Annotated in this window: 16 protein-coding genes and 1 pseudogene; 7 read left to right on the forward strand and 10 right to left on the reverse strand. The window is 62.1% G+C overall.

The window, feature by feature from the left end; all coding sequences use genetic code 11:
* The first annotated feature begins 46 nt into the window (after positions 1–46).
* Both A9D14_RS12470 and A9D14_RS12475 read left to right on the forward strand, forming a co-directional pair.
* A complete protein-coding gene (locus tag A9D14_RS12470) occupies positions 47–1,606 on the forward strand; it encodes an integrase catalytic domain-containing protein (RefSeq protein ID WP_083987911.1) in 1,560 nt (519 codons plus the stop codon).
* A gap of 277 nt (positions 1,607–1,883) precedes the next feature.
* Positions 1,884–2,921, forward strand: coding sequence for an IS110 family RNA-guided transposase (locus A9D14_RS12475; RefSeq protein WP_066849131.1), 1,038 nt, complete (start codon positions 1,884–1,886; stop codon positions 2,919–2,921).
* A gap of 310 nt (positions 2,922–3,231) precedes the next feature.
* Here the strand turns inward: A9D14_RS12475 and A9D14_RS12480 are convergent, their stop codons facing one another.
* Positions 3,232–4,053 (reverse strand): IS5 family transposase, encoded by an 822-nt coding sequence (locus tag A9D14_RS12480; protein ID WP_066561326.1) that lies wholly within the window; start codon positions 4,051–4,053, stop codon positions 3,232–3,234.
* Between the two features lie 859 nt (positions 4,054–4,912).
* On the opposite strand from A9D14_RS12480, the gene A9D14_RS12485 reads away from it, so the two are divergent.
* The gene (locus A9D14_RS12485) at positions 4,913–5,929 is read left to right on the forward strand and encodes a hypothetical protein (protein ID WP_066846966.1); all 1,017 of its coding nucleotides are present in this window, start codon (positions 4,913–4,915) and stop codon (positions 5,927–5,929) included.
* A gap of 453 nt (positions 5,930–6,382) precedes the next feature.
* On the opposite strand, the gene A9D14_RS12490 is transcribed toward A9D14_RS12485, so the two are convergent.
* From A9D14_RS12490 to A9D14_RS12505, 4 genes are all read right to left on the reverse strand, one after another.
* Positions 6,383–7,746 (reverse strand): IS3 family transposase gene (locus A9D14_RS12490; RefSeq protein ID WP_085995949.1). Its coding sequence is split into 2 segments (ribosomal slippage): positions 6,383–7,396 and positions 7,399–7,746, totalling 1,362 coding nucleotides; the frame shifts between segments, so codons are not numbered across the junction.
* A gap of 52 nt (positions 7,747–7,798) precedes the next feature.
* Entirely contained in the window at positions 7,799–8,011 is a 213-nt protein-coding gene (locus tag A9D14_RS19560; RefSeq protein WP_157668227.1) for a hypothetical protein, read from the reverse strand.
* A gap of 16 nt (positions 8,012–8,027) precedes the next feature.
* Positions 8,028–8,438 (reverse strand): antitoxin Xre-like helix-turn-helix domain-containing protein, encoded by a 411-nt coding sequence (locus A9D14_RS20475; RefSeq protein ID WP_087910516.1) that lies wholly within the window; start codon positions 8,436–8,438, stop codon positions 8,028–8,030.
* Between the two features lie 130 nt (positions 8,439–8,568).
* A complete protein-coding gene (locus tag A9D14_RS12505; protein ID WP_066846970.1) occupies positions 8,569–8,802 on the reverse strand; it encodes a hypothetical protein in 234 nt (77 codons plus the stop codon).
* Between the two features lie 95 nt (positions 8,803–8,897).
* Between A9D14_RS12505 and A9D14_RS19565 the strand changes: the two genes are divergently transcribed.
* A complete protein-coding gene (locus A9D14_RS19565) occupies positions 8,898–9,161 on the forward strand; it encodes a hypothetical protein (RefSeq protein WP_157668228.1) in 264 nt (87 codons plus the stop codon).
* Positions 9,162–9,249: 88 nt separating this feature from the next.
* Here A9D14_RS19565 and A9D14_RS12510 read toward each other — a convergent pair whose 3' ends face one another.
* Complete coding sequence (locus tag A9D14_RS12510; RefSeq protein ID WP_066846978.1) at positions 9,250–9,450, reverse strand: hypothetical protein; 201 nt, start codon at positions 9,448–9,450, stop codon at positions 9,250–9,252.
* Positions 9,451–9,530: 80 nt separating this feature from the next.
* Here A9D14_RS12510 and A9D14_RS12515 point away from each other — a divergent pair.
* A pseudogene (locus A9D14_RS12515) lies at positions 9,531–9,785 on the forward strand (NAD-dependent protein deacylase); the annotation flags it as partial.
* 36 nt (positions 9,786–9,821) lie between these two features.
* On the opposite strand, the gene A9D14_RS12520 reads toward A9D14_RS12515, so the two are convergent.
* Complete coding sequence (locus A9D14_RS12520; RefSeq protein ID WP_066846985.1) at positions 9,822–12,095, reverse strand: NADP-dependent malic enzyme; 2,274 nt, start codon at positions 12,093–12,095, stop codon at positions 9,822–9,824.
* 245 nt (positions 12,096–12,340) lie between these two features.
* On the opposite strand from A9D14_RS12520, the gene mutS reads away from it, so the two are divergent.
* The gene (mutS, locus tag A9D14_RS12525) at positions 12,341–14,974 is read left to right on the forward strand and encodes a DNA mismatch repair protein MutS (protein WP_232468573.1); all 2,634 of its coding nucleotides are present in this window, start codon (positions 12,341–12,343) and stop codon (positions 14,972–14,974) included.
* A 56-nt stretch (positions 14,975–15,030) separates the two neighbouring features.
* Positions 15,031–15,465 carry a YidH family protein gene (locus A9D14_RS12530; RefSeq protein ID WP_066846987.1) on the forward strand — a complete coding sequence of 145 codons (435 nt, stop codon included), beginning with the start codon at positions 15,031–15,033 and terminating at the stop codon, positions 15,463–15,465.
* Between the two features lie 17 nt (positions 15,466–15,482).
* Here the strand turns inward: A9D14_RS12530 and A9D14_RS12535 are convergent, their stop codons facing one another.
* The 3 genes from A9D14_RS12535 to A9D14_RS12545 form a co-directional block, all read right to left on the reverse strand.
* The gene (locus A9D14_RS12535; protein WP_066846989.1) at positions 15,483–15,806 is read right to left on the reverse strand and encodes a hypothetical protein; all 324 of its coding nucleotides are present in this window, start codon (positions 15,804–15,806) and stop codon (positions 15,483–15,485) included.
* Positions 15,807–15,876: 70 nt separating this feature from the next.
* Positions 15,877–16,455, reverse strand: a complete 579-nt coding sequence (locus tag A9D14_RS12540) for a cob(I)yrinic acid a,c-diamide adenosyltransferase (protein ID WP_066846991.1) — start codon at positions 16,453–16,455, stop codon at positions 15,877–15,879.
* Between the two features lie 16 nt (positions 16,456–16,471).
* Positions 16,472–16,699, reverse strand: a complete 228-nt coding sequence (locus A9D14_RS12545) for a hypothetical protein (protein WP_066846994.1) — start codon at positions 16,697–16,699, stop codon at positions 16,472–16,474.
* Between the last annotated feature and the right edge of the window lie 18 nt (positions 16,700–16,717).

Below are 16,717 nucleotides of genomic sequence, written 5' to 3' on the forward strand. Positions count from 1 at the left end.
GCCTCATCGGAAATGTTCTCGAGCCAGCGGCGTCGGGAGAATCAGAATGAGGAAGGTGAGCATGGCAACACGGGAGGAGTTGATCTCGGCGGTCCGAGATCGATATCGGTCAGCAGGGCGCGGGGAAAAGAGCCGCATACTCGATGAATTTGTCCGGATCACAGGCCATTGCCGCAAGCATGGGATGCGTCTGATGCGAGCAGAGCGGGCCGCGCGCCAAAGCTCTCGTCCTGGTCAACGCATTTACAATGATGCGGTCCGTGAGGCGCTGACGGTGCTGTGGGAGGCCTCCGACCGGATCTGTTCGAAACGATTGAAGGTGATGATTCCGATTTTGGTGCGCGCGATGGAACGCAGCGGTCATCTAGAGCTCGACAGTGAAGTGAAAGAGCGACTGTTGCAGATGAGCCCGGCGACGATCGACCGCGCCTTGAAGGATCGCCGCGCGACGGCGACGGGCGCCCCGCGGCGCCGGACTGCCGGTCAATCCGCCCTACGGCGTAGTATCCCTATCCGGACATTCGACGACTGGGACGATCCGGCGCCCGGTCATTTTGAGGCGGATCTGGTCTCGCATAGCGGGCCAGTGGCGAAAGGAAGCTTTGCACAAACACTGGTTTTGACGGATATCGCCACCGGCTGGACCGAATGCGCGCCACTGTTGTTCCGCGAGCAAAATTTACTTGTGGCGGTGCTCAACGAATTGCGCGGACAGCTGCCGATGGTGGTGCTTGGCTTCGACACCGACAATGACAGCGTCTTCCTCAATCCGACGGTGCGCGACTGGTGCGCGGCGAACTCAATCACCTTCACCCGTTGCCGACCCTACCGCAAGAATGACCAGGCTTGGGTCGAACAGAAAAATGGGGCCATTGTGCGCCGCATAGTGGGTTATCGCCGCTTCGAGGGTATCGCGGCGACCAGCGTGTTGGCCGAACTGTATGCTTTGCAACGGTTTTACGGGAACTTCTTCCAGCCATCCTTCAAGCTCGCGGAAAAGCGCCGCGACGGCGCTAAGGTGACGAAACGATATCATACGCCAGCGACGCCAGCCCAACGCCTGATCGATGACCCCAGGACGACCGATGCCGTTCGCGCTCAGCTCGCCGAAACACTGGAACGCCTGGATCCCGTGAAGTTGCTGCGCCAAATCCGCGACTGTCAGGAGCGGCTTGTCGTGCTGGCCGACAAACCCGGCGAGGCCGTCGTGGCGAATGACACAACGCTTGATCAGTTCTTTGCGGGTTTGCGGACTGCCTGGCAGGTCGGAGAGGCAAGACCAACGGCTCGAGCAAAACCGCAACCCAAGCGCGGTCGACGCCGGCCGGACCCGGTGGTGGCCGTCACAGATCAGCTCCACGCCTGGTATCAGGCCGAGCCATGGCGGACAGGGCGCGAACTTATGGAACGTTTGCAGCGGGAGCACCCTGGCCAATATCCAGACAAGCTTTTGCGGACCATTCAGCGCCGCCTCAAGATATGGCGAGCCGATGAAGCACAGCGCCTGGTCTTCGGCCCCCGGACCGAGACTGGCGAAATTTTTGCACATGTGGGGCGAGAGCCGGCTGCGCTACGCTCCGCCGGCTCTCGCCCCACATTCCCTTAATCTGGCTGACGGAATACAAGACTGCTAAGGGAACATTTAGGTGAGGCAACCGAAACATCGGTCGGGAACATCTCTCCGTGAGGCAATACGTCTTCTCACCCAGATCGTCGCGCCACACATTCCGCTTTTGGCCAGAAGTGTCGCAAAGCTGCCAGTCCGCTTTCGGGAAGCTCACCAACCGGTCGAAATGACCGGAACGGGTGATGGGGTGGACGCCCCCCGGCGGCATCGATGTGCCATGGTGGAGGTGTTGATCACCACCATTAAGGAGGCGTCCATGTCGGAAGTTAGCACGATTGGGTTGGATATCGGGAAGACTGTTTTTCATGCGCACGGGGCGGATGCGAGCGGACGGATGATATTCAGCAGGCGGCTTACCCGGGCCAGACTGCTTGCGTTCTTCGCCGATCAACCGCGCTGCCTTGTTGCGCTGGAGGCATGCGGGGGCGCGCATCACTGGGCGCGGGAGCTGGCTTCGCTCGGCCATGACGTGCGGCTGATCCCGCCTGCCTATGTAAAGCCGTTCGTAAAGCGCTCCAAGAACGATGCTGCGGATGCGGAAGCGATCTGCGAGGCAGCGCAGCGACCCAGCATGCGCTATGCAGCGATCAAGACCGAAGCGCAGCAGGCCGCGGGCATGGTGTTCCGCACCCGCGATCTTCTGGTGCGTCAGCGCACCCAGCTGATCAATGCGATCCGCGGGCATCTGACCGAGTTTGGATGGGTAGCGCCCAAGGGACCTTCGCATATATCGGTGCTGGCCGGTTTGCTTGACGAGAGTGAAGAGCTCGGCGCCTCGCTTCCCGAAGCGGCACGGACGATGTTTGTCGTCATGACCGAACAGCTCGAGCAATTGAACAAGCAGATCGCACTGCTCGATAAAGAGATCGCAAGACGTGCCCGCGAGGATGCATCGGCTCGCCAGCTTATGACCATCCCCGGCATCGGCCCGATCACCGCAATCGCGATCCTCGCTCTCGCGCCGCCGCCCGAGAGCTTTGCCAAGGGCCGCGACTTCGCAGCCTGGCTAGGGCTTACCCCAAGGCAGCACTCGAGTGGGGGCAAGGAGAAGCTCGGTTCGATCTCGAAGATGGGCGAGCGCACGCTTCGACGATTGCTGATCATCGGTAGCAGCGCGGTCGTGCTTCATGCCAGCAAGCGCGGCGCACCGGCAGGATCGTGGCTGGAGCAGATGATGGCAAGGAAGCCGCGCATGCTGGTAACGGTCGCCCTGGCGAACAAGACAGCGCGGATCGTGTGGGCCGTGCTCACGAAGAACGAAGAATACAAAGCTCCGGTCGCAGCTGCGGCATAGCCGCAAGCGGACCAGAGGTCGTCGGTAGAGGCAAAAGATCGAAGGAGGGTATGGCACCACAGTCGGCGAGACGGGGCCGGAAGAACCAGGGCTTTCCACTGTGCCACGAGCACGCCGTGGGTGATGTGGTTCCGGTCCGCGAACTCCCATACGGGCCAGCGGCTAGACCGCATCAACAGGCCGGACAGATGGCAGCATCCGACTACCGCCGATACCCGAATTTACCGCTTGCTTCTTCAGGGGCGCCCACAGATGGAAAGCTGCCGTTATCCATCTCTTAGAGTCTGATTCAAAACTAACCGATGTGATTTCATAGCCTTGTGATGCGGCGCGTGAGGAGCTGGATCGATGCGATGAACAGCCACGCGGTTGCCGAGGCGATGGTCTGCTCGAAGTCCTTTGCGAGACGCCGGTTTCGGTTGAGCCATGCCAAAGTGCGCTCGACAGCCCAGCGGCGTGGGAGAACCACAAAGCCCTTTGCTTTGTCGGACCGTTTGACGATTTCGATGGTCCACTTACCAACCCTGCGCAACGCCTGACGGAGCTTGTCGCCAGCATATCCGCCATCGGCGAAGACATGCCGTAGCCACGGGAAGCGATGGATGATTTCGGCGAGCACCAGCGGTGCGCCATCACGATCCTGGATGTCGGCGGTGTGGATTACCGCATGAACGAGATTTCCATCGGTGTCGGTGAGGATGTGGCGCTTGCGTCCCTTGATCTTCTTGCCTGCGTCATAGCCCCGTGGGCCGCCACTTTCCGTGGTTTTGACGCTCTGGCTGTCGATCACTCCGGCGCTTGGCGACGCCTCGCGGCCTACAGCTTCGCGCCCGATCAGCAACAGGACATGATTGAGCGACAGCCACAGCCTGTTATCACGCCACAGGTAGAACCAGCGCCGCACCGTCGAGACTGGCGGAAAGCAGGGCGGTAGCATCCGCCATGGCAGTCCGCCCCGCAGCAGATACAGGATCGCTTCGACAATCCGCCGCAGCGGCCACTTGCGAGGGCGGCCAACATGAGAAGGTGGCGGGAAGAACGGCTCCAGCACCGCCCATTCGGCATCGGTCAAATCACTTGGCAATGCCAGTTCCGCGCGGGCATACAGTGCGCGAGTGGTGTCGGTCCACATCGTTGATTTCCTTTGGTTCGTTGCAAAACCGCTGAATCAACGACTTGGGTAAGCGTCAAGCTAACCAGCTGATACCACTCAACTTAATTTCGGATCAGGCTCTTAGATTGGCCGAAACCAACCTTTTGTGCACCCAGTCGCGCGGCAATCCTCGATAGTCAAATTGTAACGCCCATCATCGAAATACCAGAGGGTAACTTGAGCAGATTTCTGTCCATCGATCTGACATTGTCCGAGATATAGTGACGAATGAGTTGACCTATGATCGGCTTCTTCAACGAGTGTCGCTCGCCCTTCGCAAAGCAGCGATGACTTGAGCTTATCGGCCTTGGACCGTGTGAGCATCTGTCGGTTGCCCCCACTATCCAAAAGATAACAATTCTCTGAGGTCGAGCAGCGCGAGATAGCCTCTCGAACCTTCACTTCTGTCGGTCGATTGTCCGCGCATCCGGCCAGCGTAAAGGCCAAGATGCACGTGAAAAGCAGTCTATTCATGTTGCGAGACTAGCGGTTCAGCCAATGACCGCAACGGGGTCGTTTGCAGACAGGCAGCTTTTAGACAGAAACCTAAGGAAGCTGCCAATCCGCTTTCGGGAAGATCGCCAACCGGTCGGGATGACCAAAATGGGGTGGATTTGCGACTGTCGACTTTTGGGCCGAAATTGTTGAAAAGCGATCATCCTTTTATCGACCGCCTCTCCCAAAATGCATCGAATTTCGGATGCGGGAGCAGCATTCTAAAAACGCATTAACGATGTTTTAGAAAAGGAAAGCTGGCAGCCGCCCTGATGGCAGCGTATTTGCAACGCCGAGCCTGCCAAATTAGCATCCGGTCAGTCACGCAGGCGATTGGAGGGTTATGACGGCCCAAATCGGTAATGATGTCGACCGTAGGCAGATTGCCTGGAAGATTTTACCCTTCGCCATCGTTGCACTGGCAGGAGTAGCGGTGCGAACGCCGTTCGCGACGAGCCATCCGCTCGTGGCCCTGCTTCTGTTTCTCTGGATCGTCGCGGATGCACTGATGCTGTCGCTCATTGCTCGATCTTCGGGAAAGCCGACCAGCAAAGCCGTTTTGGCGGTGCTGGCCGGGGCAAGCTTAACCGTCTGGCTCGTTTCGCCTCCGCCAATACGGGAAGCGCTACTCGACATGCCGATCTTGATATTGGCGATGGCGGTCGTCGTTCTGGCTCATGTTATCTGCGCTATGGCTCGAGCTAGGCGGATCGTGAACCGGGAGGGCATCGCCTGTAAGGAAAGGTGGGTGTCTGCCGCTTCGCAGTTCCTTCCTCCCGCATTGGTCCGACTGGCCGTGGCGGAGATAACTGTGCTTCAAATGGCACTTTTCCGCTGGGGCGGGCCGGCTGACGTGCCGCGAGACGCCCGAGCCTTTGGTTACCATAAACACCTGACGCCGATGTGCGTGACGCTACTGATCCTGTCGGCAATCGAGGTAGCAGTCTATCATCTCCTTCTCGGCCATTGGAGCCGCACCGCCACGATCGTAATGTTCATTCTGAGCGACGTGGGGTTCGTGTATCTAGTCGGCCTCATCAAGTCGTTTCGCTTCAGGCCGGTGTTGCTGACGCCCGAAGGTGTCCGCGTACGGGCTGGCTTCCTGATCGACCAGCTTGTGCCACTCGACGCGATCGCCGCTATCGAGGGTACGTTTACCGGCGATGAAGTACGGGACAAGACCACCCTCAACGCGGCGTTGCTTGCCTGGCCGAATGTCATGCTGCGGTTGAACCGTTCGCTGCCGCGTCGTACATTTCTGAAGAAGCGCCCTCCCTTCGTCCGTGTCGCGTTCCGCTTGGACGATCCTGAGCAGTTCATACGTCTATTGGAATGCAGGCTCGGCTTGCGCGCCCGGTAGGGGAGATACTTCCCGCAAACAAAGGTTTCTCCGGGCAGGGTCGTATCCCCAAAACCTGTCCTCAATTTCATTTTCCTGAAACGGTTCGTTGTACAGGGTGAAATCGGACTGTTGCAGGTCAACGGAACGGCCGGTTTCGCGGCGCCGCGCCGAGCTACTAGATGACCGAAACCGGTCGTTTGCTGCCGGGCAGCTTTTGGCGCTGCCCAGAATGCCCCTGATGGCGAGTTGGGGGTGGGGCGCTGTCATATCGAGATGGCAATCAGCAGCCACGCTCTCGCCGTAATCTGATTAGGTCCGCCGCTTCGAGGTGAACTTCTTCGTCTCGATCTCCGTCTGTCGGATTAAACATCAATTTTGCAATATCGTCCCTTAAAAGTGTCCGTCGTCAGAACATTTGGCACAACTCGCGGCGTAAATTAGCGGAGTGCGGGCCTCGTCAGGGGATGGATGTTAAGCGGCGAGCTTGCGGTGTTGCAAGCGCCGATATTCGATGGTCTGTCGTTTGATCCTTTCACGCTGTTTGATGATGGCTGGTGCCCTGCCGAAGTAGGCGTCGGCGGGCGTCACGTTGTTCAGGCTCTCGTGGTAACGTTGATTGTTGTAGTGCTCGACGAAGGCTTCGATCTGGGCCTCGAGGTCGCCGGGCAGGAAGTAGTTCTCCAGCAGGATGCGGTTCTTCAGAGTCTGGTGCCAGCGCTCGATCTTGCCCTGGGTTTGGGGATGGCACGGTGCACCGCGCACATGACTCATCTGCTGAGCTTCGATGTATTCAGCCAGTTCGCCAGCGATGTAGCTGGGACCGTTATCGCTGAGCAGCCTGGGTTTGTGCAGCACGGTGGCGCTGTCGCAGCCCGAGGCAGCCAGCGCCATGTCCAGCGTGTCGGTGACGTCCTCGGCCCGCATGTTGGTGCACAGTTTCCAGGCGATGATGTAGCGCGAGAAGTCGTCGAGCACGGTCGACAGATACATCCAGCCCCACCCGATGATCTTGAAGTAGGTGAAGTCGGTTTGCCACATCTCGTTCGGCCGGGTGGTCTTGGTGTGGAACTGATCGGCGGCCTTGATCACGACATAGGCCGGGCTGGTGATCAGATCATGGGCCTTCAACAGGCGGTAAACCGTGGCTTCCGACACGAAGTAGCGCTTCTCGTCGGTGAACCGCACCGCCAGCTCGCGCGGTGACAGTTCGCTGTAGTCCAGGGCCATCTCGACGATCTGGTCCTGGATATCATCGCCGATGCGGTTCCACACCCTGGTCGGCGCCGACGGCCGATCCTCCAAGGCCTCCGGGCCGCCTTCGAGGAACCGGTCATACCAGCGGTAGAAGGTCCGACGGGCGATGCCGAGCTGGTCCAGCGTGCGTTTGGCGGGCAGGTGCGACTGCTCGACGATCCGGATGATCTCGAGCTTCTCCGAGGCGGGATACCTCATTCGTCGTCGCCCCCATCCGCGATCATGCTTTTTTTCAGCAGGCGGTTCTCCAGGGTCAGGTCGGCAACGCATTCCTTCAGGGCGCGGGCTTCGCGGCGCAGATCCTGCACCTCGCCAGTGGTCGCGGCACGGGCGGTGTCGCCGGCCAGGCGGCGCTTGCCGGCTTCCATGAACTCCTTCGACCAGGTGTAATACAGGCTCTGGGCAATGCCTTCCTTGCGGCACAGCTCGGCGATGCTGTCCTCGCCGCGCAGGCCATCCAGCACGATGCGGATCTTGTCTTCGGCCGAGAAGTGCCGGCGGGTTGCACGCCGGATGTCCTTCACTACCCGCTCCGCAGGGGCCTTGGTCGGCGATTTTGCATTGGAGGATTTGGGCTTCATCTTCGTTCCTTCATCACTACGACGAAGCCCAAATCCTCCTTAAATCACAACCTCAAATCTGTGCCATTGGTGCTGACGGGGAACAACCTGCGAAAAGCTTTTTCGCCGTTTCAAGAGCAACTGCAAGAGAACGATCACCGATCGCTCCCACCAGATGTATCCCATCTGTCAGGAGCTCGGCGGCTTCATCATTCCGGTTCGTTTCGATGAGCTCCAGCAGGTTCACACTTCTCATCTGTCTGCCATTCTTTATGCTTTCGGCCATCCGCTTGTAAGTCGTCCTAGCTACATTCGGCCAAGAGATAATTCCGAACTCGCGCCATTGAAAATATGGTTCCTGACATCATGACGTCGAGCGGCGTCCGCCACTGAAAAAATTCGTTGGATTTTCTGACCCAGGCATTTCCAAATGACTTGTCGTGGTAAATGATCCTTAGGCTGTTGTGGATGCTAAGGAGCAGACCAAGGCGAGTCCCCAAATCTCGACTGATGCGTATTTTGCTGTTGCTTTTCCAACGTAGCCAGGTGTCCTGGCCAATTCCTCCCAGCAGCTCTCGGGATTCCCGGTCGCTTAGGCCCCATGCATCGAATAGTCTTACGATCGCACGCGCTCCGGTGTGTGCTTCTTCCTTTGTCACCCGGAGGCTTGGCGGTTCTGGAGCCATAACAGGAAAATATCGGAGCATTTGCATCCATTCCACATTACGTTGATAGCTAATTATCTAGGTGCGAGAGGCTGTTCGGAATGCCATTCGGCCTTTGCAGAGCGCGGGCTGAGCCAAAATTGTTACGGGGGCATCACTGTGCTAGAGAGCCCGTCGCTTATTTAGCGACCCGAGCATCTCGCAACTGGCGGGGCGCCAGAAAAGCCCAGTTTTCGATATCGCCTGTCGTTTCGCTGACGAAATCGACGACCATGCGATTATCCATGGCTATGAAGTCGAGATTGACATCGCGTATTTCGTCGACACCGTTCTCTCGAAGCTTATCGACGAGCTCGACTACGCCCATCTCAAACTCACTGAGTGTATACTCGCCAACCAGCTTGACTTGCATCGCGTCGCTACTCCTCGACCAGCCCTAGAGCCGGGCCGTGGTAACACCCGCGACTGGGTCCGAGCGCGCTGCCGTCTTTGGGCAGGGCCTTGGACATGCACGACAGCGACCCGGCCAGAAAGCTGACCAAGTCCCAATCGACAGTCGGGGGTACCACGCCCCGTGCCGCTCTTTATGCGGCGCAATTTGGTATTGCAGGGAGATCGGGTTTTGTCATCCGTGTTTTGCAACCGTTTTGCGCGATCGAACTTTGCGATGAGTTGCGACCATTGGAGTTCGAAAGTGCAGTGGCGCTTTCGAACTCCAATGGTCGCCCAAGAATCTGGCGCGCCGGTCGCTATTGGGAAAAAAGATTATAAAACCTTCATGGTTAGGTGGTCGCGCCTTCTTGGACAGTTTGACGGCTGAGTTAAGCCAACCCAGTGCTTATTCATGCCGCCTCGTACTTCAGGGATCGCCGGAAGCGTTCAATGAGAACATTGTCCATCCACCGGCCCTGGCCATCCATGTTGATGCAGACTTCGGCATTATAAACGCCCAATAAGTGATCAAGCTCAAACGCAAAATGAAGATAAGGCATAAAATCAGCTCGAGCGTTTGTTGCATTTCGACAGTGGTTTTTTGCATCAATGCGAAGGCATCAACCATGCAACAACAACCATCGATAAAACATGCGAAATGGCGTAAAACGTACCCGAATTAGCCACCTTTCGAAAATTCAAACCGGATACTTTGGGAGGATGCCCTATCAGATGGACCGCATCTATCAGGCGCTGGCGGAGTGCGACCTGTTCGTGTCGATCGGCACGTCGGGCGCGGTCTATCCCGCCGCGGGCTTCGTGCGCGAGGCCAGGGCGAACGGGGCGCGCACGCTGGAGCTGAACCTCGAGCCGAGCCAGGGATCGCGCTGGTTCGACGAGACCCGGCTGGGCCCGGCAAGCGAGCTGGTGCCGGTGTGGGTCGACGAAGTGCTGGGCGAGTAGCTACCCGCCCAGAACTTCGCGATCAGCGTTTCGCGATCAGCTCAACACCCCGGCAGCGGCCAGCACCGCCAGCGTCAGCACGTCGGGCGCGATGGCGGTCATCGGGGCGATCTGCACCGGCTTTTCCATGCCGACCATCATCGGGCCGATGGTGGACGCGCCCGCCAGTTCGCGCAGCAGCTTGGCCGACAGGTTCGCCGATTGCAGCCCCGGCATCACCAGCACGTTGGCAGGCGCGGACAGGCGGCTGAACGGATAGAGCTTCATCACCGTGGGGTTCAGCGCGGCGTCGGGCGCCATTTCGCCTTCATATTCGAAGTCCACGCCTTCCTCGTCGAGGATGTGAACCGCGTCGCGGATGTTTTCCAGCCATTTGCCCGACGGATTACCGAAGGTCGAATAGGACAGGAACGCCACGCGCGGATCGTGGCCCAGCCTGCGCGCGACCCTGGCGGTCGTCTTGGCGATATGCGCCAGCATGGCGGCGTCGGGCCGTTCGTTGATCGTGGTGTCGGCAAGGAACACCGTATAGTTCTTGCCGATCATCAGATGGATGCCGAAGGGCACCTCGCCCTCCTTGGGGTCGAGCACGGTGGCCACTTCCTTGGCGGTCTGCGCGAAGGGGCGGGTCAGGCCGGTGACCATCGCGTCGCCCGCGTCGATCGCCAGCAGCGCCGAGCCGAAGATGTTGCGGTCCTGATTGACCATGCGGCGCACGTCACGCTCGGTATAGCCGCGGCGTTGCAGGCGATTGTAGAGATGCTCGACCATGGCGGGCACGTGGTCGCTGTCGGCGGAATTCTGGATCTCGAAACTGTCGGGATCGTCGACGCCCAGCTGGACCAGCTTGTCGCGCACCGCCTGGGTGCGGCCCACCAGGATCGGGTGGCCATAGCCGAAATCGCGGAACTGGATCGCGGCGCGGATGACCACGTCCTCCTCCGCCTCGGCGAAGACGACGCGCTTGGGGTTCTTCTTCGCATCCTCGTACACCTTGGTCAGGACCGAGGTGGTGGGGTTGAGCCTGGCCTTGAGCGAGAGCTTGTAAGCCTCGAAATCCTCGATGGTGCCCTGCGCCACGCCGCTGTCCATCGCGGCCTTGGCGACGGCGGCGGATACGCGCTCCATCAGGCGCGGGTCGAACGGGGCGGGGATGATATATTCGCGCCCGAACTGGTGATCGACGCCATAGGCGGCCGCGACCTCGTCGGGCACGCGTTCGCGGGCGAGTTCGGCGATCGCCTCGGCGGCGGCGATCTTCATCTCCTCGTTGATGGCGGTCGCGCGCACATCCAGCGCGCCGCGGAAGATGAAGGGAAAGCCCAGCACGTTATTGACCTGGTTCGGATAGTCCGAGCGGCCCGTCGCGATGATCGCGCGCGGCTTCACCTTCTTGGCTTCCTCGGGCAGGATCTCGGGCACCGGGTTGGCCATGGCGAAGATGATCGGCTGGTCGTTCATGCCTTCCAGCCATTCGGGCCTCAGCGCGCCCGCCGCCGACAGGCCGAGGAACACGTCCGCACCCACCAGCGCTTCTTCCAGGCTGCGGGCCTTGGTCTCGACCGCATGCGCGCTCTTCCACTGGTCCACGTCGTCGCGGCCCGGATAGATCGGGCCGGAGCGGTCGCACATGATCACGTTGTCGTGGCGCACGCCCATCGCCTTGATCAGCGCGGTGCAGGCGATGGCCGACGCGCCCGCGCCGTTCACCACCATCTTGATGTCCTCAAGCTTGCGCCCGGTGATGTGGCAGGCGTTGATCAGCCCGGCGGCGGCGATGATCGCGGTGCCGTGCTGGTCGTCGTGCATGACCGGGATCTTCATGCGTTCGCGCAGCGCCTGCTCGATGATGAAGCACTCGGGCGCCTTGATGTCTTCCAGGTTGATGCCGCCAAAGGTCGGCTCCATCAGCGCGACCGCGTTGATGAAGGCCTCGGGATCCTCGGTATCCAGTTCGATGTCGATGGAATCGACATCGGCGAAGCGCTTGAACAGCACCGACTTGCCTTCCATCACCGGCTTCGACGCCAGCGCGCCGAGGTTGCCCATGCCCAGGATCGCGGTGCCGTTGGAGATCACGGCGACGAGGTTCGAGCGCGCGGTATATCGCGCCGCCATCGACGGATCGTCGGCGATCGCCTGCACCGGGGCGGCGACGCCGGGGGAATAGGCCAGCGACAGGTCGCGCTGCGTCGCCATCGGCTTCGACGCGATGATCTCGATCTTACCGGGACGGATCGTCTCGTGATAGAACAGCGCCTCGCGCTCGGTAAAGGAAACGTCGGGCTTGTTGGTACCGTCACTGGTCACGGATCGATTGCTCCTTCTTGCCCTCTCCAAGGGCGATGCCCCAAGGCGATAATGGGGATCGTGCTGGCGCGCCTATAGCCCATTCGCCACCGAGCGACAGGGGGTAGCGTTGCGAATTTCGCCGTATGGCTTGCGGTAATAGTCCGACAAATCGGGGTCAAGCGGGATGGGGGTCGGGCATGTCCGGGGATAGCACCGCGGCAGGGTTTGGCCGAATCGAGGCTGCGTCGCTAACGCTCTCGCCCATGGCAGGCGGAACGGTCACCCCGATGATGGCGCAATATCTGGCGCTGAAGGAGAAGGCGGGCGAATGCCTGCTGTTCTATCGCATGGGCGACTTCTTCGAACTGTTCTTCGAGGATGCGAAACGGGCCGCGCAGGTGCTGGACATCGCGCTGACGTCGCGCGGGGAACATGACGGGGCGCCGATCCCGATGTGCGGCGTGCCGGTGCATTCGGCGGAAAGCTATCTCGCCCGCCTGATCCGTGCAGGGCTTCGCGTCGCGATTGCCGAGCAGACCGAGACGCCTGCCGAGGCCAAGGAGCGCGCCCGCGCCGAGGGGCGGGCGTCGAAGGCGCTGGTGGCGCGCGACATCGTGCGCTTCGTGACCGCGGGCACGCTGACCGAGGACAATCTGCTGGAAGCGCGGCGCGCCAATGTGCTGGCGGCGATCGCGCCGGTGCGCGGGCGGGTCGGGCTGGCGGCGGTCGACATCTCGACCGGCGAGATGGCGCTGGAAAGCATGGCGCCCGAGGCTTTGGGCGCGGCATTGGCGCGGATCGGGGCCGCGGAGATCGTCGCGCCGGAGGATGCGGAGCCGCTGCTGGGTGTCTTTGCTGGTGAGGGGGCGATCCTGCGCCCTAACCGTGAATTCGCCAGCGACAAGGGCGAGGCGCGGCTGAAGGAATTGCACGGGGTCGCCACGCTGGACGGGTTCGGCGCGTTCGACCGCGCCGCGCTGGCGGCTGCGGGGGGCCTGATCGCCTATCTGGGTCATGTCGGGCGCGGGACATTGCCGCTGCTGCTGCCGCCGCGTGCGCGGTCGGCGGACGGGCATCTGGCGATGGACGAGGCGACGCGGGGTTCGCTGGAGATCCTGGTGTCCGCCAGCGGCACGCGCAAGGGCAGCCTGATCGACTGCCTCGACCGCTGCCTGACCGGCGCGGGGGCGCGGCTGCTGGCCGACGATCTGTCGGCGCCTTTATGCGATGTCGAGGCGATCCGCGCGCGGCTGGCCGCCGTGGGCTGGCTGCATGGCGATCCGCTGCTGCGCGAGGCGGTGCGCGATGAACTGCGTGCGCTGCCCGATATCGGGCGCGCGCTGGGGCGGATCGTGGCGGGGCGCGGCTCTCCGCGCGATCTGGGGCAGCTGCGCGACGGGCTTAACGTGGCGCTCGCCCTGCAGGACCGGCTGGCGCGTCGGGGCGAGATGCCGCCTCTGGTCCAGGCGCTGGTGCCGCGCCTGCAGGGGCACGGCGCGCTGATCGAACTGTTCAGCCGCGCGCTGGTCGAGACGCCGCCGACCGAGCGGGCGCAGGGCGGGTTCATCGCGGCGGGCTATGACGACGGGCTGGATGAGCTGCGTGACATTGCGAAGAACGGGCGGCGCGCCATCGCGGCGCTGGAGGCGAAATATCGCGAGCAGACGGGCATCGCGACGCTGAAGATCAAGCATAATGGCGTGCTGGGCTATTTCATCGAGGTGCCTGCCCGCCATGCCGATGCGCTGATGGCGGCGGACAGCGGGTTCACCCACCGCCAGACGATGAAGGACGCGGTGCGTTTCAACGCGCTGGCGCTGCACGAGGAAGCGAGCCGCATCGCCGAGGCGGGCGGACGCGCTTTGGTGGCCGAGGAGGCGCATTTCGAGGAGCTGGTGAAAACGGCGACCGACGCGCGCGAGGCGATTGCCGCCACCGCGCAGGCCCTGGCCCGTATCGACGTTTGCGCCAGCTGGGCCGAACGTGCCGGAGAGGGTGCCGGCTGGGTCATGCCCGAGGTGGAGGACAGCCAGACGCTGGACATCCGGGCGGGCCGCCATCCGGTGGTGGAGGACGCGCTGGCTCGCGCGGGCGAGCGTTTCGTCGCCAATGACTGCGCGCTTTCCGAAAATTCGCGGCTGTGGCTGATTGGCGGGCCGAACATGGGCGGCAAGTCGACATTCCTGCGGCAGAACGCGCTGATCGTGCTGATGGCACAGGCGGGCGGTTTCGTTCCGGCGGAGGCGGCACGGATCGGGCTGGTCGACCGGCTGTTCAGCCGCGTCGGCGCGTCGGACAATCTCGCGCGCGGGCGGTCTACCTTCATGGTCGAGATGGTGGAGACTGCCGCGATCCTGTCGCAGGCCACGGATCGCAGCTTCGTCATTCTCGACGAGGTCGGGCGCGGGACCAGCACCTATGACGGGCTGGCGCTGGCATGGGCGGTGGCGGAAAGCGTGCATACGACGCTGAAGTCGCGCTGCCTGTTCGCGACGCATTACCACGAGCTGTCGCGCCTGGCCGAAAGCTGCGAGGCGTTGTCGCTGCACCACGTGCGGGCGCGCGAGTGGAAGGGCGACCTCGTCCTGCTGCACGAGCTGGCCGAGGGGCCCGCGGACCGGTCGTACGGCCTGTCGGTGGCGCGGCTGGCGGGTCTGCCCGCGCCGGTGATCGCGCGGGCCAAGGCGGTGCTGCAAAAGCTGGAGAAGGGCCGCGCCGAAACCGGCGGGCTGGCGGCGGGGCTGGGCGAGCTGCCCTTGTTCGCGGCGGCGGCCGTGACGGCCGAGGAGCAATGCGATACGCTGCGCGAGGCGCTGCGCGATCTGGATGTCGATGCGCTGTCCCCGCGCGAGGCGCTGGACATGCTGTATCGGCTGAAGGCCGAAGCCGGGGACTGATCTTTTCCGAACCGCCGCCTCTGGAACCGCATCGCTTGCGCGGCGGTTAAACCTGTATGGCCGAGGACGATCCATATAACGCGGACGAGAAGGACGAGAATAGCGACGACCTCGCCCACGACCGCACCAACATGGCCGAGGACCGCACCGTCATGGCGGTCGAACGGACATTCGCGGGTTGGATGCGCACCTCTTTCGGGGCGATCGGCATCGGGCTGGGCTTCAACGCATTGTTCGATGCAGTCGAGCCATGGTGGGTCGCGCGCGCCATCGCCACCATCTTCATCGCGCTGGCCGCGGCACTCGCGGTGGTGGCGCAGCACCGTGCGCGCAAGGCGCTGGGCCGGATGAGCGGCCATGCCGTCGACCGCCCCGACGCACCGCACCTGCGCTATATCGCATGGTCGGTCTGCGCCGGGGCGCTCACGCTGATCCTGGCGATCTGGTTCCTGCTGGACCCAGCTTCGTCAGGAAGCAGCGGAAGCGGCTGACGCTTGATGGTTGGCGATCAGCTGTCGGAGTTGCCCGGCTCGTCCTTCATGATGTTGCGCTTGCCGTATTTCTGCTCGTTGTCGTCCATGTTCGGCTCGCCGCGATAGGCCGACATGTCGATGCCGCCGCGGTCCATCTGCTTCATGTGGTCGACCAAATCTTCCTCGCCCTCGCCATTGCTGGTGATCGAGCCGATGGCCTTTTCGCTATCCTCATCCAGGCCAAAGCTGGACGGGCTGCGTCCGCGCGCCTGGTCCGCGACGGTCTGCGCCTGTTCGTCCTTGTCGACCTGTTCGTCGTTTACCGTTTCGGGCGGAAGGTCGTTGCGGGGATCGGCCATGATATGTGTCCTGTCTGCGTTATCGGGGTTTTGCAGACAGAACGGCTGGCGGGGGGCGCTTGTTCCGGATTCAGCGATTTGCCGCGGGCACCCACAGCACGTCGGCGCGCCCTCCATCGTTCGCAAGCCGGGCCAGCACGAACAGCAGGTCGGACAGCCGGTTGATATAGGCGCTGGCGGCGGGATTGACCGGAACCTGGCCCGCCATGGCGACGACGCTGCGTTCGGCGCGGCGCGCGCTGGCGCGGGCGACATGCAGGCGCGCGGCGGCTTCGCTGCCGCCGGGGAGGATGAAGCTGGTCAGCGGTTCGAGCTTCGCCGTCGCATCGTCGATGGCGCTTTCCAGCCATGCGGTCTGCGATCCGACCATGCGCAGCACCATTTCCGACGGGGCGAAATCCTCGCCATCCGCCAGCGGTGTCGCTAGATCGGCACCAAGGTCGAACAGATCGTTCTGCACGCGGTGCAGCACCTCGGCCATGCGGTCGCCGGATAGCGCGGCAGCGGCGAGGCCGATGGCGCTATTCGCCTCGTCGATGGCGCCGATGGCTTCCATGCGGGCGTGATGCTTGGGCAGGCGCGATCCGTCGACGAGGCCGGTGGTGCCGTCGTCGCCCGTGCGCGTGTAGATCTTGTTCAGCCGGACCATGCGGGATGCGCGCCGCCTAGCGCGCGATCAGCAGCAGCAGCGCGACCACTGCGATCGCCGCGGCCTGGTACTTGATGCGCGCGAACATCGCCTTGTTCTGGCGTTCCTGCATCATTTTCACCCGCTCTTCCCCGCCTTCGAGGTCGAGCCGGGTCGTTTGCAGGAATGCGATGATCCCTTTCACCAGCGAGACGACGACCATGACGGCCAGGATGGCGATGACAATGGCAAGGAATGTATTCATGGCCGTGAGATAGTGATC

The sequence above is a fragment of the Croceicoccus marinus genome (genome assembly GCF_001661675.2).
GTDB classification, from domain to species: Bacteria; Pseudomonadota; Alphaproteobacteria; order Sphingomonadales; family Sphingomonadaceae; genus Croceicoccus; species Croceicoccus marinus.